Annotated in this window: 26 protein-coding genes and 1 pseudogene; all 27 read left to right on the forward strand. The window is 59.6% G+C overall.

All coding sequences use genetic code 11. From position 1 onward, the window contains the following. Positions 1-94: pseudogene (locus ACQKKX_RS08340) on the forward strand (elongation factor Tu); the annotation flags it as partial. A gap of 320 nt (positions 95-414) precedes the next feature. Next, complete coding sequence (rpsJ, locus tag ACQKKX_RS08345) at positions 415-723, forward strand: 30S ribosomal protein S10 (RefSeq protein ID WP_003507767.1); 309 nt, start codon at positions 415-417, stop codon at positions 721-723. 35 nt (positions 724-758) lie between these two features. Continuing rightward, entirely contained in the window at positions 759-1,400 is a 642-nt protein-coding gene (rplC, locus tag ACQKKX_RS08350) for a 50S ribosomal protein L3 (protein WP_427570137.1), read from the forward strand. 13 nt (positions 1,401-1,413) lie between these two features. Then, positions 1,414-2,034 carry a 50S ribosomal protein L4 gene (gene rplD, locus ACQKKX_RS08355; protein ID WP_427570138.1) on the forward strand — a complete coding sequence of 207 codons (621 nt, stop codon included), beginning with the start codon at positions 1,414-1,416 and terminating at the stop codon, positions 2,032-2,034. Next, positions 2,031-2,324, forward strand: coding sequence for a 50S ribosomal protein L23 (locus ACQKKX_RS08360; protein WP_427570139.1), 294 nt, complete (start codon positions 2,031-2,033; stop codon positions 2,322-2,324). The genes rplD and ACQKKX_RS08360 overlap by 4 nt, the downstream gene beginning before the upstream one ends. 12 nt (positions 2,325-2,336) lie before the next feature. Next, on the forward strand, positions 2,337-3,173 hold the full coding sequence (rplB, locus tag ACQKKX_RS08365) for a 50S ribosomal protein L2 (RefSeq protein ID WP_112731766.1): 837 nt from the start codon (positions 2,337-2,339) through the stop codon (positions 3,171-3,173). Positions 3,174-3,188: 15 nt separating this feature from the next. Further along, positions 3,189-3,467 (forward strand): 30S ribosomal protein S19, encoded by a 279-nt coding sequence (rpsS, locus tag ACQKKX_RS08370; RefSeq protein ID WP_007531666.1) that lies wholly within the window; start codon positions 3,189-3,191, stop codon positions 3,465-3,467. A 2-nt stretch (positions 3,468-3,469) separates the two neighbouring features. Next, the gene (gene rplV / locus ACQKKX_RS08375; RefSeq protein ID WP_427570140.1) at positions 3,470-3,859 is read left to right on the forward strand and encodes a 50S ribosomal protein L22; all 390 of its coding nucleotides are present in this window, start codon (positions 3,470-3,472) and stop codon (positions 3,857-3,859) included. After that, positions 3,859-4,596 (forward strand): 30S ribosomal protein S3, encoded by a 738-nt coding sequence (gene rpsC, locus ACQKKX_RS08380; RefSeq protein ID WP_427570141.1) that lies wholly within the window; start codon positions 3,859-3,861, stop codon positions 4,594-4,596. The genes rplV and rpsC overlap by 1 nt, the downstream gene beginning before the upstream one ends. A gap of 38 nt (positions 4,597-4,634) precedes the next feature. Beyond that, positions 4,635-5,048 (forward strand): 50S ribosomal protein L16, encoded by a 414-nt coding sequence (rplP, locus tag ACQKKX_RS08385; protein WP_093000489.1) that lies wholly within the window; start codon positions 4,635-4,637, stop codon positions 5,046-5,048. A gap of 12 nt (positions 5,049-5,060) precedes the next feature. After that, positions 5,061-5,261 carry a 50S ribosomal protein L29 gene (gene rpmC, locus ACQKKX_RS08390; protein WP_132273298.1) on the forward strand — a complete coding sequence of 67 codons (201 nt, stop codon included), beginning with the start codon at positions 5,061-5,063 and terminating at the stop codon, positions 5,259-5,261. Between the two features lie 12 nt (positions 5,262-5,273). Beyond that, a complete protein-coding gene (gene rpsQ / locus ACQKKX_RS08395; protein ID WP_153352825.1) occupies positions 5,274-5,510 on the forward strand; it encodes a 30S ribosomal protein S17 in 237 nt (78 codons plus the stop codon). Between the two features lie 237 nt (positions 5,511-5,747). Then, positions 5,748-6,116: a 50S ribosomal protein L14 gene (gene rplN / locus ACQKKX_RS08400; protein WP_003495199.1), complete on the forward strand. Its 369-nt coding sequence runs from the start codon at positions 5,748-5,750 to the stop codon at positions 6,114-6,116. Between the two features lie 12 nt (positions 6,117-6,128). Further along, entirely contained in the window at positions 6,129-6,437 is a 309-nt protein-coding gene (gene rplX, locus ACQKKX_RS08405) for a 50S ribosomal protein L24 (RefSeq protein ID WP_112731758.1), read from the forward strand. Next, a complete protein-coding gene (rplE, locus tag ACQKKX_RS08410; protein ID WP_427570142.1) occupies positions 6,430-6,987 on the forward strand; it encodes a 50S ribosomal protein L5 in 558 nt (185 codons plus the stop codon). The genes rplX and rplE overlap by 8 nt, the downstream gene beginning before the upstream one ends. Positions 6,988-7,020: 33 nt before the next feature. Continuing rightward, complete coding sequence (rpsN, locus tag ACQKKX_RS08415; protein WP_112731754.1) at positions 7,021-7,326, forward strand: 30S ribosomal protein S14; 306 nt, start codon at positions 7,021-7,023, stop codon at positions 7,324-7,326. A 12-nt stretch (positions 7,327-7,338) separates the two neighbouring features. Further along, the gene (gene rpsH / locus ACQKKX_RS08420) at positions 7,339-7,737 is read left to right on the forward strand and encodes a 30S ribosomal protein S8 (protein WP_427570143.1); all 399 of its coding nucleotides are present in this window, start codon (positions 7,339-7,341) and stop codon (positions 7,735-7,737) included. A gap of 43 nt (positions 7,738-7,780) precedes the next feature. Next, positions 7,781-8,314, forward strand: a complete 534-nt coding sequence (gene rplF / locus ACQKKX_RS08425; protein ID WP_427570144.1) for a 50S ribosomal protein L6 — start codon at positions 7,781-7,783, stop codon at positions 8,312-8,314. Positions 8,315-8,326: 12 nt separating this feature from the next. Continuing rightward, positions 8,327-8,689: a 50S ribosomal protein L18 gene (gene rplR / locus ACQKKX_RS08430; protein WP_427570145.1), complete on the forward strand. Its 363-nt coding sequence runs from the start codon at positions 8,327-8,329 to the stop codon at positions 8,687-8,689. A 125-nt stretch (positions 8,690-8,814) separates the two neighbouring features. After that, the gene (gene rpsE / locus ACQKKX_RS08435) at positions 8,815-9,381 is read left to right on the forward strand and encodes a 30S ribosomal protein S5 (RefSeq protein ID WP_427570146.1); all 567 of its coding nucleotides are present in this window, start codon (positions 8,815-8,817) and stop codon (positions 9,379-9,381) included. A 14-nt stretch (positions 9,382-9,395) separates the two neighbouring features. Next, a complete protein-coding gene (gene rpmD, locus ACQKKX_RS08440) occupies positions 9,396-9,605 on the forward strand; it encodes a 50S ribosomal protein L30 (RefSeq protein WP_062282918.1) in 210 nt (69 codons plus the stop codon). 10 nt (positions 9,606-9,615) lie between these two features. Beyond that, on the forward strand, positions 9,616-10,092 hold the full coding sequence (rplO, locus tag ACQKKX_RS08445; RefSeq protein WP_427570147.1) for a 50S ribosomal protein L15: 477 nt from the start codon (positions 9,616-9,618) through the stop codon (positions 10,090-10,092). A 236-nt stretch (positions 10,093-10,328) separates the two neighbouring features. After that, entirely contained in the window at positions 10,329-11,669 is a 1,341-nt protein-coding gene (secY, locus tag ACQKKX_RS08450) for a preprotein translocase subunit SecY (RefSeq protein ID WP_427570148.1), read from the forward strand. Further along, entirely contained in the window at positions 11,666-12,250 is a 585-nt protein-coding gene (locus ACQKKX_RS08455; RefSeq protein WP_427570149.1) for an adenylate kinase, read from the forward strand. Before secY ends, ACQKKX_RS08455 begins: the two co-directional genes overlap by 4 nt. Positions 12,251-12,483: 233 nt before the next feature. Further along, complete coding sequence (gene rpsM, locus ACQKKX_RS08460) at positions 12,484-12,852, forward strand: 30S ribosomal protein S13 (protein ID WP_427570608.1); 369 nt, start codon at positions 12,484-12,486, stop codon at positions 12,850-12,852. Positions 12,853-12,979: 127 nt separating this feature from the next. After that, entirely contained in the window at positions 12,980-13,369 is a 390-nt protein-coding gene (gene rpsK / locus ACQKKX_RS08465) for a 30S ribosomal protein S11 (RefSeq protein ID WP_112731736.1), read from the forward strand. A 177-nt stretch (positions 13,370-13,546) separates the two neighbouring features. Then, positions 13,547-14,557 (forward strand): DNA-directed RNA polymerase subunit alpha, encoded by a 1,011-nt coding sequence (locus ACQKKX_RS08470; protein WP_112731734.1) that lies wholly within the window; start codon positions 13,547-13,549, stop codon positions 14,555-14,557. Positions 14,558-14,622: the final 65 nt, after the last annotated feature.

Raw genomic sequence — 14,622 nt, forward strand, 5'->3', positions numbered from 1 at the left:
CGTTCCGATCGCGATGGAAGAAAAGCTGCGCTTCGCGATCCGCGAAGGCGGCCGTACCGTCGGCGCCGGCATCGTTGCCTCGATCATCGAGTAAGACAGGTGAGGGCGCCGCTCGCGGCGCCCTTTTCCTTTTATTCAGGCCTTTTTTCATAGGCGGGCGGCGTAGGCCCTTGCGTATGACATAAAAATGTAGCAGATGGCGCGTGAGCGCAGTGAGATGTGGCTTCGGCCTTCGAATCGTCTGCCGCAAATCAATATAAAGGTGGGTCCCCTCGGGACCCGAAGACTGGAAAGAGCCGCGGTTCGCCGGGGTCTCTCTCGATCTTTGACACCGGTGGTCCGCCTTTAGGTAAGAAGAGCCTGTGCCCTGTTCTTTGCAGTGCACGGATAACAAGACAACAAGGATAACGTCGAATGAACGGCCAAAATATCCGCATTCGCCTTAAGGCATTCGATCATCGTATTCTCGACGCTTCCACGCGCGAGATCGTGTCGACGGCGAAGCGCACCGGAGCTAGCGTCCGGGGCCCCGTTCCGCTTCCGACTCGCATCGAGAAGTTTACGGTCAACCGGTCTCCCCACGTCGATAAGAAAAGCCGCGAGCAGTTCGAAATGCGCACGCATAAGCGCCTGCTCGACATCGTCGATCCGACGCCCCAGACAGTCGATGCTTTGATGAAGCTCGACCTCGCCGCTGGTGTCGACGTGGAAATCAAGCTCTGAGACCTGGTCTCGGGTGAGTGAGAAGGATTGAACCGATGCGTTCAGGTGTAATTGCACAGAAAGTTGGGATGACCCGCGTCTACAACGACGCCGGCGAGCATATCCCGGTAACGGTACTGCGCATGGAAAACTGCCAGGTGGTGGCCCAGCGTACCGATGAAAAGAACGGCTATACGGCTGTCCAGCTTGGCGCTGGCACTGCCAAGGTCAAGAACACGACAAAGGCTCTGCGCGGTCATTTCGCCGTTGCTGAAGTCGAGCCCAAGGCGAAGCTCGTCGAGTTTCGCGTATCCAGCGACAACCTCATCGATGTTGGCTCCACGCTGACCGCGAGCCACTTCTCCGCCGGCCAGCTGGTCGACGTGACGGGTACCTCGATCGGTAAGGGTTTTGCCGGTGCCATGAAGCGCCATAACTTCGGCGGTCTTCGTGCCACGCACGGTGTGTCCGTTTCGCACCGTTCGCACGGTTCGACTGGTAACAACCAGGATCCGGGCAAGGTCTGGAAGGGCAAGCGCATGGCTGGTCACATGGGTTCTACCCGCGTTACCACGCAGAACCTGGAAGTCGTATCCACCGACGAAGATCGCGGTCTGATCCTCGTCAAGGGTGCAGTCCCCGGTTCGAAGGGCGCTTGGATCATCGTCCGCGACGCCGTCAAGTCGGCCGCGAAGTAAGGGAGCCAAGCAAATGGAATTCAACGTCAAGACCCTCGAGGGTAAAGACGCCGGCAAGGTTTCCCTGTCCGACGCGATCTTCGGCCTCGATCCGCGCGAGGACATCCTCGCCCGTATGGTTCGCTACCAGCTCGCCAAGAAGCAGCAGGGTTCGCACCAGACGCTGACCCGCGGCGAAGTATCGCGCACGGGTTCGAAAATGTACAAGCAGAAGGGTACGGGCCGCGCTCGTCACCATTCGGCTCGCGCTCCGCAGTTCCGCGGCGGTGGCAAGGCTCATGGCCCGGTCTCCCGCAGCCATGCACACGACCTTCCCAAGAAGGTTCGCGCGCTTGCTCTGCGTCACGCCCTGTCGGCCAAGCTGAAGTCCGAAGACTTGATCGTCATCGACAACCTGGTTGCTGCTGAAGCAAAGACCAAGGGCCTCGTCGGCACGTTCGCTTCGCTCGGCCTGACCAACGCTCTGTTCATCGGCGGCGCCGAACTGGACGGCAACTTCAAGCTCGCAGCCCAGAACATCCCGAACGTGGACGTTCTGCCGGTACAGGGCATCAATGTTTACGACATCCTGCGTCGCGGCAAGCTCGTGCTTTCCAAGGCTGCGGTTGAAGCCCTCGAGGAGCGTTTCAAGTGATCGATATTCGCCACTACGACGTGATCGTCTCTCCGTCGATCACCGAAAAGTCGACGCTGGTATCTGAACAGAACCAGGTCGTCTTCAACGTCGCCAAGACCGCTTCCAAGCCGGAAATCAAGGCTGCCATCGAAGCACTCTTCGGCGTCAAGGTCACTGCCGTCAACACGCTGGTCCGCAAGGGCAAGGTAAAGCGCTTCAAGGGCTTTGCCGGCAAGCAGAAGGACGTCAAGAAGGCCATCGTGACGCTCGCCGAAGGCCAGTCCATCGACGTGTCCACGGGCCTCTGAGGGAATTAGATCATGGCATTGAAAAGCTACAATCCGACGACTCCGAGCCAGCGCCAGCTGGTCATCGTCGACCGCTCGGGCCTCTGGAAGGGCAAGCCGGTCAAGGCGCTGACGGAAGGTCTCTCCAAGAGCGGCGGCCGTAACAACAACGGTCGCATCACCGCCCGCTTCATCGGCGGCGGTCACAAGCGTACCTACCGCCTGGTCGACTTCAAGCGTCGCAAGTTCGACGTCGAAGGCACGGTCGAGCGTCTGGAATACGACCCGAACCGCACCGCGTTCATCGCGCTCGTCACCTACACGGACGGCGAACAGGCCTACATCCTCGCTCCGCAGCGCCTCGCTGCCGGCGACAAGGTCATCGCTTCCAACAAGGCTGTCGACGTGAAGCCGGGCAACACCATGCCCCTGCAGTACATCCCGGTTGGTTCGATCGTTCACAACGTCGAAATGAAGCCGGGCAAGGGTGGCCAGATCGCCCGTTCGGCTGGCACCTACGTACAGCTGGTCGGCCGCGACGCCGGCATGGCTATCCTTCGTCTGAACTCTGGTGAGCAGCGTCTCGTCCCGGGTTCGTGCCTCGGTACCGTCGGTGCCGTATCCAACCCGGACCACGGCAACATCAACGACGGCAAGGCCGGTCGTACCGTTTGGCGTGGCAAGCGTCCGCATAACCGCGGCGTCGTCATGAACCCGGTCGACCACCCGCACGGTGGTGGTGAAGGTCGCACCTCCGGTGGCCGTCACCCGGTCTCGCCGTGGGGCAAGCCCACCAAGGGCAAGCGCACGCGCTCGAACAAGTCCACGGACAAGTTCATCATGCGCTCGCGTCACGCTCGTAAGAAGTAAGAGGGAAGTCAGGAAATGGCTCGTTCAGTATGGAAAGGTCCGTTTGTTGACGGCTATCTTCTCAAGAAGGCTGAGAAGGTGCGTGAAGGCGGACGTGCAGAAGTAATCAAGATCTGGAGCCGTCGCTCCACGATCCTGCCCCAGTTCGTTGGTCTGACGTTCGGCGTCTACAACGGCTCGAAGCATGTACCGGTCAGTGTCAATGAAGACATGGTCGGTCACAAGTTCGGTGAGTTCTCCCCGACCCGTACCTATTACGGTCACGGTGCGGACAAGAAGGCGAAGAGGAAGTAACCATGGCGAAGGCTAAGACCGAACGCCGGCTGAAGGACAACGAAGCACAGGCAGTCGCCCGCACGCTTCGCGTCAGCCCGCAGAAGCTCAACCTCGTCGCTGCCATGATCCGTGGCAAGAAGGTTGACCGCGCCCTGGCAGAGCTGGAATTTTCGCGCAAGCGCATTTCCGGCCAGGTGAAGAAGACTCTCGAGTCCGCTATCGCCAACGCCGAAAACAACCACGACCTCGACGTCGACAGCCTCGTCGTAGCGGAAGCTTACGTCGGCAAGTCGATCACCATGAAGCGTTTCCACGCTCGTGGCCGCGGCCGCGCATCGCGCATTGAAAAGCCGTTCGCGCATCTGACGATCGTCGTTCGCGAAGTCGAGGAAAAAGGGGAGGCCGCATAATGGGTCAGAAAATCAATCCTATCGGTTTCCGCCTCGGCATTAACCGTACCTGGGACAGCCGTTGGTTCGCCGACAACGCCGAATACGGCCAGCTGCTCCACGAAGACCTGAAGATCCGCGCTTACCTGATGTCCGAGCTGAAGCAGGCCGGCATCGCCAAGGTGGTCATCGAGCGTCCGCACAAGAAGTGCCGCGTCACGATCCACTCGGCCCGCCCGGGTCTGATCATCGGCAAGAAGGGTGCAGACATCGAGAAGCTTCGCAAGAAGATCTCGGAAATGACCTCTTCGGAAACGCACCTCAACATCGTTGAAGTGCGCAAGCCGGAAGTCGATGCCACGCTGGTCGGTCAGTCGATCGCCCAGCAGCTCGAGCGTCGCGTGGCTTTCCGCCGTGCGATGAAGCGTGCCGTTCAGTCGGCCATGCGTCTCGGCGCCGAAGGCATCAAGATCACCTGCGCCGGCCGTCTCGGTGGTGCTGAAATCGCGCGTACCGAATGGTACCGCGAAGGCCGCGTGCCGCTTCACACCCTGCGCGCCGACATCGACTACGGTACGGCTGAAGCCTCCACCGCATTCGGTATCTGCGGCATCAAGGTCTGGATCTTCAAGGGCGAAATCCTTGAGCACGATCCGATGGCTTCCGAACGTCGTGGCCTCGAAGGCGACGCACAGGGTCCGGCAAGCCGCGAACGTAACGATCGTGGCGACCGTCGCCGCGAACGCGAAAACGCTTGATTATCGCTGGCGAAAGATAAGCTCGGAGAAGTAAGAAAATGTTGCAGCCAAAGCGTACCAAGTATCGCAAGCAGTTCAAGGGCCGCATCAAGGGCGTCGCAAAGGGCGGCTTTGACCTGGCATTCGGTGAATTCGGCCTGAAGGCTCAGGAACCGAACCGCGTGAACGCTCGCGAGATCGAAGCGGCTCGCCGCGCGATCACCCGTTACATGAAGCGCGCGGGTCGTGTATGGATCCGCGTCTTCCCTGACGTCCCGGTTACTGCCAAGCCCACCGAAGTTCGTATGGGTAAGGGTAAGGGTTCTGTTGAATACTGGGCTTGCAAGGTCAAGCCTGGTCGTATCATGTTCGAGATCGACGGCGTTTCGGAAGAAATCGCGCGCGAGGCACTTCGCCTCGGTTCTGCCAAGCTCTCGGTCACGACGCGCTTTGTTCAGCGCATCGCAGAGTAAGGAGAAGGCACGATGAAAGCCGAAGAAGTACGCGGCCTGACGGCCGATCAGCTCAAGGACAAGCTTGCTGACCTGAAGAAAGAGCAGTTCAACCTGCGCTTCCAGAAGGCGACGAACCAGCTTGAGAAGAGCTCCCGCATCAACGAAGTCCGCAAGGACATCGCTCGCGTGAAGACCATTGCCCGCCAGAAGGCGGCAGAAGCAAAGGCTTAAAGGAAGAATAATATGCCAAAACGCATTCTGCAGGGCGTAGTCGTTTCCGACAAGAACGAGAAGACCGTTGTTGTCCGCGTCGAGCGCCGATTCGCTCACCCGCTGCTTCAGAAGACGGTTCGCCGTTCGAAGAAGTACAAGGCGCATGACGAAACCAACCAGTACAAGATCGGCGATGTCGTTTCCATCGAGGAATGCGCACCGATCTCCAAGGACAAGACCTGGAAAGTGATTTCCGCCCAGGCTTGAAGACAACAGAATTGCGGCAGGCCCTTGCGTCTGCCGCAGAAATCTGTATGAAGCAGGCCATCGGCTTCGGAACGCCCGGTTTACGGGCGTTCTTTTTGCTTTGCAGCGCAGGGAAGGTCCCGCTTGGGGAAACCACCTTGGCAAGACCCAACCCGCGCGAAAAATAAGATATGTCCATGGCCGGAATAGGGGGCTCCATGCCCAACCGTTCCGGTCCTTACGAGAAGGCGACCTGACATGATTCAGATGCAAACAAACCTCGACGTGGCGGATAATTCCGGCGCACGTCGTGTCATGTGCATCAAGGTGCTGGGCGGCTCCAAGCGCAAGTACGCTTCGGTCGGCGACATTATCGTCGTTTCGATCAAGGAAGCCATCCCGCGCGGCCGCGTCAAGAAGGGCGATGTGATGAAGGCGGTGGTCGTTCGGACCGCCAAGGACATCCGTCGCGCAGACGGCAGCGTCATCCGCTTCGATAACAACGCAGCGGTCCTCATCGACAACAAAAAAGAGCCGATCGGCACCCGTATCTTCGGACCGGTTCCGCGCGAACTTCGTGCGAAGAACCACATGAAGATCATCTCGCTGGCTCCCGAAGTACTGTAAGGAGCGAGAACCATGCAGAAGATCAAGAAGGGCGACAACGTCGTCGTACTCACCGGCAAGGACAAGGGCCGTACCGGTGAAGTCCTCCAGGTTCTGCCGAAGGAAGACCGTGCGGTCGTCGGCGGCATCAACATGGTGAAGCGCCACCAGCGTCAGACGCAGACGCAGGAAGCCGGCATCATCAACAAAGAAGCATCGATCCACCTGTCGAACATCGCGATCGTCGCGAAAGACGGCAAGCCGACCCGCGTTGGCTTCTCCGTCGTCGACGGCAAGAAGGTTCGTGTGGCCAAGCGTACGGGAGATGTGATCGATGGCTGAGTCCAAGTACGAGCCGCGGCTCAAGACCGAATACGTGACCCGCATCCGCGCAGCGCTGCAGGAACAATTCTCGTTCGCCAATGAAATGATGATCCCCAAGCTGGACAAGATCGTCATCAACATGGGCGTTGGTGAAGCAACCGCCGACAGCAAGAAGCCCTCCGTGGCTGCTGCCGATCTGGCCGCTATCGCCGGCCAGAAGCCGGTCATCACCAAGGCTCGCAACTCCATCGCCGGCTTCAAGGTCCGCGAGCAGATGCCGATCGGCGCGAAGGTTACCCTGCGCGGCGCCCGCATGTACGAGTTCGTAGATCGCCTGGTCAACATCGCGCTCCCGCGCGTTCGCGACTTCCGCGGCCTGAACCCGAAGTCCTTCGACGGCCGTGGCAACTTCGCCATGGGCTTGAAGGAACACATTGTGTTCCCGGAGATCAACTACGACAAGGTTGATCAGATGTGGGGCATGGACATCATCGTTTGCACGACGGCTACCAGCGACGACGAAGCACGAGCTCTCCTGAAAGAGTTCAACTTCCCGTTCCGCACGTAACCGTAACGACAAGCGTTTAAAAGGAACTACGATATGGCGAAAACCAGCGCAGTTGAAAAGAACAAGCGCCGCCGCAAGACGGTTGCCGCACACGCTGAAAAGCGTGCTGCTTTGAAGGCGACCATCATGAACCAGTCTCTTCCGATCGAAGAGCGGTTCAAGGCTTCTGTCAAGCTCGCTTCCCTGCCGCGTGACGGCTCGAAGACGCGCATCCGCAACCGTTGCGAAGTCACCGGTCGTCCGCGCGCTTTCTACCGTAAGCTCGGAATGTCGCGTATCGCGCTTCGTGAGCTTGGTAACTCCGGCAAGGTGCCGGGCATTGTTAAGTCGAGCTGGTAAGGAGATCGTTAGATGACCATGACTGATCCCTTGGGCGATATGCTCACCCGTATCCGCAACGGCGCAGCCCGTCGCAAGAACTCCGTCACGACGCCGGCTTCCAAGCTGCGCGCTCGCGTTCTCGATGTTCTTCAGGCTGAAGGCTACATTCGCGGTTACACCGAAACCGACTTCGGTAACGGCAAGGCCGAGATCGAAATCGAACTGAAGTACTATGAAGGCGCATCCGTGATCCGTGAGATCGGCCGCGTTTCCAAGCCGGGCCGCCGAGTTTATGTCTCGGTCAAGTCCATTCCGCAGGTCGCGAACGGCCTCGGCATCACCATCCTTTCGACCCCGAAGGGCGTGATGGCCGATCACCAGGCTCGCGAACAGAACGTAGGCGGCGAGGTTCTTTGCTCGGTCTTCTAAGACCCGAGCAAGGATCTCCATAACGGACAGACAGGATAACAAAATGTCTCGTATCGGTAAAAAGCCCGTTCCGGTTCCTGCAGGCGTAACGGCTTCGGTCGACGGCCAGAAGATCACCGCGAAGGGCCCGAAGGGCGAACTTTTCTTCGTTGCTAACGACGAAGTTAAGGTCGAGTTCAACGACAACGCTGTTTCGGTGACCCCGGTCAACGATTCCAAGGATGCTCGTTCGAAGTGGGGCATGTCCCGCACGATGATCGAGAACATCTTCAAGGGCGTTAAGGACGGTTACGAGCGCAAGCTCGAAATCAACGGCGTCGGTTACCGCGCGGCCATGCAGGGCAAGAACCTGCAGCTGGCACTCGGTTTCTCGCACGACGTCGTCTACGAAGCCCCTGAGGGCATCACCATTGCCGTGCCGAAGCCGACGGAAATCATCGTCTCCGGCATCAACAAGCAGCAGGTCGGTCAGGTTGCCGCGGAAATCCGCGAATACCGTGGTCCCGAGCCCTACAAGGGCAAAGGCGTCAAGTACGCCGAGGAACGGATCGTCCGCAAGGAAGGCAAGAAGAAGTAAGGACGAGCGATCATGGCTACCAGAAAAGAAGCACTCACAAAGCGTGCGAGCCGTGTTCGCCGCCAGATCAAGAAGGTCGCAAACGGCCGTCCGCGTCTGTCGGTTCACCGCTCGTCCAAGAACATCTACGTACAGGTCATCGACGATGTGGCCGGCCGCACGCTTGCAGCCGCCTCCACGCTCGACGCAGGCCTGCGCGGCTCGCTGAAGACCGGCGCCGACATCGCAGCAGCTGCTGCCGTCGGCAAGCTGGTTGCTGAGCGCGCCACCAAGGCCGGCGTGACGGAAGTCGTGTTCGACCGCGGCGCCTTCATCTACCACGGCCGCATCAAGGCCCTGGCTGAAGCTGCCCGCGAAGGCGGCCTGAGCTTCTAAGAATTTTCGCCCGGTTTTCCTGAATAGGGGAGGCCGGGCGAAATGCGGTTTCTCCGCACCGCCCAGTTTCATCTGGGTTATCTTCAACCTGCCGTTCTACCCGCAAAAGAAAAAGGACAAGGACAATGGCACAGGAAAGAAAGGGCCGCGACGATCGTCAGGCCCGTGAAGAGCGCGATAGCGAATTCGTCGACAAGCTGGTCGCGATCAACCGCGTCGCCAAGGTCGTCAAGGGCGGCCGTCGCTTCGGTTTTGCTGCTCTCGTCGTCGTCGGCGACCAGAAGGGCCGCGTTGGCTTCGGTCACGGCAAGGCACGTGAAGTGCCGGAAGCGATCCGCAAGGCTACCGAATCCGCCAAGCGCGACCTGATCTTCGTACCGCTGCGTGACGGCCGTACGCTGCATCACGACGTGCATGGCCGCCATGGCGCCGGCAAGGTTCTGCTGCGCTCCGCCAAGGCCGGTACCGGTATCATCGCCGGTGGCCCGATGCGCGCCGTTTTCGAAACCCTCGGCATGCACGACGTCGTTGCAAAGTCGACCGGTTCGTCGAACCCGTACAACATGATCCGTGCGACGTTCGATGCCCTCAAGCACCAGGTGCATCCGAAGGATGTGGCTGCTCAGCGTGGCATGAAATATGCTACCCTGCAGGCTCGCCGCGCCGCTTCCGGCAATGCGTCGGAAGAATAAGAGGAGTCTGACACATGGCTAAGGCTACGAAGAAGACTGAAGCAAAGACGATCACGATCGAGCAGATCGGTTCGCCTATTCGCCGTCCGGCCGTTCAGCGCGCGACGCTGGTTGGTCTGGGCCTCAACAAGATGCACCGGGTTCGCACGCTGGAAGATACGCCTTCCGTTCGTGGCATGATCCGGGCCGTCCAGCATCTCGTCCGCGTCGTCGACGAGAAGTGAGGGTTTGATCATGAAACTGAATGAGATCAAGGACAACGAAGGCGCCACCAAGGACCGTATCCGCGTAGGTCGCGGTATCGGCTCCGGCAAGGGCAAGACCGGTGGTCGCGGCGTCAAGGGTCAGAAGGCCCGTTCCGGCGTTGCCATCAACGGCTTCGAAGGCGGTCAGATGCCCATCTACCGTCGTCTGCCGAAGCGCGGCTTCAACAACATCTTCGCATCTGACTTCGTCACCGTTTCGGTTGGCCGCATTCAGACCGCGATCGATGCCAAGAAGCTCGATGCCTCTGCAACGATCGATGCTGCTGCCCTCAAGGCTGCCGGCGTCATCCGTCGTCTGAAGGACGGCGTCCGCATCCTGTCGGACGGCGAACTGACGGCAAAGGTTTCGATCGAAGCCGCCGGCGCCTCCAAGGCAGCCGTCGAAAAGATCGAAAAGGCTGGTGGCTCGATCAAGCTACCGGCTGTCGAATCTGCCGCAGAGTAAAACCTTTGAAATCGCCCGGAGTGAGCTTCACACCGGGCGATTTTATGTCCATATGTGAGCCTCACGATCCTTGAGAGCAGTCCGGCCGGTCAGCTTACCGGGATCAAACGGAAATGCGGGTGAGGCAGGCGATTGCCGACAGCTATTCGCGCCCCCGACTTTCTGAAAAAAACAGAATCAAGACTATGGTCCGGTTCGGCTCTCGCCGCCGGGGACTGGGTCGGGCGGAGAATTCCATGGCTTCAGCAGCTGAACAACTGGCCTCAAATCTGAATTTTTCCACCTTTGCCAAGGCAGAGGATCTCAAGAAGCGCCTGTGGTTTACGCTGGCCGCTCTTCTCGTGTACCGTCTGGGCACGCATATTCCGCTTCCGGGCCTTAACCCCGAAGCCTATGCGGCGGCCTTCCAGGGGCAGTCGGGTGGCATTCTCGGGCTTTTCAACATGTTTTCGGGCGGCGCCGTCGAGCGCATGGCGATCTTTGCGCTCGGCATCATGCCCTATATTTCCGCATCGATTATCGTGCAGTTGATGACGTCGGTCGTGCCTTCGCTTGAAAACCTGAAGAAGGAAGGCGAACAGGGCCGCAAGATCATCAACCAGTACACGCGTTACGGCACGGTGCTGCTCGGCACGCTGCAGGCCTACGGCATTGCTGTGGGTCTTGAAAGCGGGCAGGGACTGGTTATCGATCCGGGCTGGTTCTTCCGCATCGCCACCGTCGTGACGCTGCTCGGCGGCACCATGTTCCTGATGTGGCTGGGTGAGCAGATTACCTCTCGCGGCCTCGGCAACGGTATCTCGCTGATCATCTTCGCCGGTATCGCAGCCGGTCTGCCGAGCGCGCTTGCCAATACGCTTGAACTCGGCCGCACCGGAGCGCTGAACACGGGCCTCATTTTGCTCGTCATTCTGGTCGCCATCGGCGTCATCGCGCTCATCGTTTTCATCGAACGTGCGCAGCGCCGCCTGCTGATCCAGTATCCGAAGCGCCAGGTCGGCAACCGCATGTTCCAGGGCGACACATCGCATCTACCGCTGAAGCTCAACACTTCGGGTGTCATCCCGGCGATCTTCGCTTCCTCGTTGCTGCTTCTGCCGGCAACGGCCGCTGGCTTCGCCAGCAACAACCAGTTGCCTGAATGGGCGACCATGGTTATCTCGGCGCTCGGTCACGGCCAGCCGCTGTTCATGCTTCTGTATGGCCTGCTGATCGCCTTCTTCGCATTCTTCTATACGGCCATCGTTTTCAATCCCAAGGAAACGGCGGACAACCTGAAGAAACATGGCGGCTTCATTCCGGGCATCCGTCCGGGTGAGCGTACCGCCGAGTATATTGACTACGTACTGACCCGCATCACGGTTATCGGCGCTGTCTATCTCGTCTTCGTCTGCATTCTGCCCGAGCTTCTGATCGCCCGCACCGGCGTGCCGTTAGCCCTTGGTGGTACTTCGCTTTTGATTGTCGTCAGTGTAACCCTTGATACGGTCGCACAGATCCAGGGACACCTCATTGCGCAGCAGTATGAGGGCCTGATCAAGAAATCGAAACTGCGCGGGGGAAAGAGGGGACGATGAGACTGATCTTTTTGGGACCACCGGGTGCCGGCAAGGGCACCCAGGCAAAGCTTCTGACGGAGAGATACGGCATTCCGCAACTCTCTACCGGCGACATGTTGCGCGCCGCCAAGGCCGCCGGCACGGAAATCGGCCTCAGGGCCAAGGCTGTGATGGATGCTGGCCAGCTGGTCTCTGACGAGATCGTCAATGCGATCGTCGCCGAACGGATCGAAGCCGAGGACTGCCTCAAGGGTTTCATCCTCGATGGCTATCCGCGCACCGTGCCGCAGGCCGTGGCGCTCGAGCAGATGCTCGAGGGCAAGGGCTGCCCGCTGGATGCCGTGATCGAGCTGAAGGTGGATGAGGATGCCCTGATCGGCCGAATCGAAAACCGGGTTGCCGAAACGATCGCCGCCGGGGGGCAGGTCCGGGCCGACGACATGCCGGAAGCTTTCAAGAAGCGTCTTGTCGAATACCGCGAGAAGACCGCGCCGCTGTCTGCCCATTATGCCTCGACCGGTCAGTTGCGCACGATCGACGGCATGGCCGATGTCGGCGCTGTGACGGCCGAAATCGAAAAGATCCTCCAGGCGCTTTGAACCTGTAGGGGGCTGTTAAAGAATCTTGGCGGGGCCGGTTGCTTTCGGGCAGTGATTCCGCTAAACACCGCGCCAACTCGCGACATTTCTGCGATCGGCGCGGTATTCCCGTAAGGGAGGCCGGGTCCGATCGTTTTGACATGTTCCGGATCGAAATTGAACTGGTGGCCGATCTGGTCGCTATCATGAACAAGCACCACTTGCCGGATGGCAACTGGAAAAGGAGAGCAGACGTGGCACGTATCGCTGGCGTCAATATCCCGACTGCGAAGCGCGTTGTTATCGCGCTGACCTACATTCACGGGATTGGTCCGAAGTTCGCGCAGGAAATCATGGAAAAGGTCGGTCTTCCGGCTGACAAGCGCGTCCATCAGCTGACGGATTCTGAAATCCTACAGATCCGCGAAACCATCGACCGCGATTACCAGGTCGAAGGCGATCTGCGTCGCGAAACCGCGATGAACATCAAGCGCCTCATGGACCTCGGCTGCTACCGCGGTCTGCGTCACCGTCGTGGCCTTCCGGTCCGCGGTCAGCGCACGCACACCAACGCGCGTACCCGCAAGGGTCCGGCCAAGGCGATTGCTGGCAAGAAGAAGTAATTTCCGGGAAGCCGGAAGGGGAGGCTGGCTGTCGCCGGCCTCTTTGTAGTTTGGTTCGCGCCTTTGTGGTGTGGACCGGTGGAGCCGCTGGAACTACGGCGGTGCAGAGATCGACGAAAGGAAGATCATGGCCAAGGAAGCCACACGCGTTCGCCGTCGCGAACGTAAGAACATCACGTCGGGCGTCGCCCACGTCAACTCGACCTTCAACAACACGATGATCACCATCACCGACGCACAGGGCAACGCGATTGCCTGGTCGTCCGCTGGTGCCAAGGGCTTCAAGGGTTCGCGCAAGTCGACCCCGTTTGCTGCCCAGATCGCTGCTGAAGACTGCGCCAAGAAGGCCCAGGAACACGGCATGAAGTCGCTGGAAGTCGAAGTGACCGGTCCGGGCTCCGGCCGTGAATCGGCTCTGCGCGCCCTTCAGGCTGCCGGGTTCATGATCACTTCCATTCGCGACGTCACGCCGATCCCGCACAACGGTTGCCGCCCGCGCAAGAAGCGTCGCGTCTGATCGCATTTCGAGGCTGCGGGTGACGCGGCTTCGTTGGAAGAACTCCGGTATTGCCGCCCGGTCTCGTGTTCGAGGTCTGGCGGCTTTGCCTGTATCGCCGGCAAGCATCTTGCGTCCCCGGTGTTCTCGTGATCGGTTGCCACGATTGGATGGTGGCAGCGTACGGAAGGGAAAACTATGATCCAGAAGAACTGGCAGGAATTGATCAAGCCGAACAAGGTCGATTTCACCTCGTCCGGTCGCACGAAGGTGACGCTCGTCGCCGAACCGCTTGAGCGCGGTTTCGGTCTGACGCTCGGCAACGCCCTTCGTCGCGTACTCCTGTCGTCTCTGCGCGGTGCTGCTGTCACCGCCGTGCAGATCGACGGCGTCCTGCACGAATTCTCCTCCATCCCCGGCGTTCGGGAAGATGTGACGGATATCGTGCTCAACATCAAGGAAATCGCCATCAAGATGGACGGCGACGATGCCAAGCGCATGGTCGTTCGCAAGCAGGGTCCGGGTTCGGTCACTGCCGGCGACATCCAGACGGTCGGCGATATCGAGATCCTGAACCCTGACCACGTGATCTGCACGCTCGACGAGGGCGCCGAGATCCGCATGGAGTTCACGGTCAACAACGGCAAGGGCTACGTCCCGGCCGAGCGCAACCGCGCGGAAGATGCGCCGATCGGTCTCATTCCGGTCGACAGCCTCTACTCGCCGGTAAAGAAAGTATCGTACAAGGTCGAGAACACCCGCGAAGGTCAGGTTCTCGATTACGACAAGCTGACCATGACCATCGAAACCGATGGTTCGGTCACCGGTGAAGATGCCGTCGCATTCGCTGCTCGCATCCTTCAGGACCAGCTGTCGGTCTTCGTCAACTTCGACGAGCCGCAGAAGGAAGCCGAAGAGGAAGCCGTTACCGAGCTGGCATTCAACCCGGCGCTCCTCAAGAAGGTCGATGAACTGGAACTTTCCGTCCGTTCGGCGAACTGCCTGAAGAACGACAACATCGTTTATATCGGCGACCTGATCCAGAAGACCGAAGCAGAGATGCTCCGCACTCCGAACTTTGGTCGCAAGTCGCTCAACGAGATCAAGGAAGTTCTCGCGTCCATGGGCCTCCATCTCGGCATGGAAGTTCCCGCCTGGCCGCCGGAGAACATCGAAGACCTCGCAAAGCGATACGAAGACCAATACTGAGGCCGCGCGCGCCCTTCGGGGCGCGTCCAGCTGGCCTCGGCAACTGAAACCCGCGCCTGTGCCTC

Origin of the sequence: Neorhizobium sp. NPDC001467, assembly GCF_050275975.1 — a bacterium.
In the GTDB taxonomy this organism is placed as follows: domain Bacteria; phylum Pseudomonadota; class Alphaproteobacteria; order Rhizobiales; family Rhizobiaceae; genus Neorhizobium.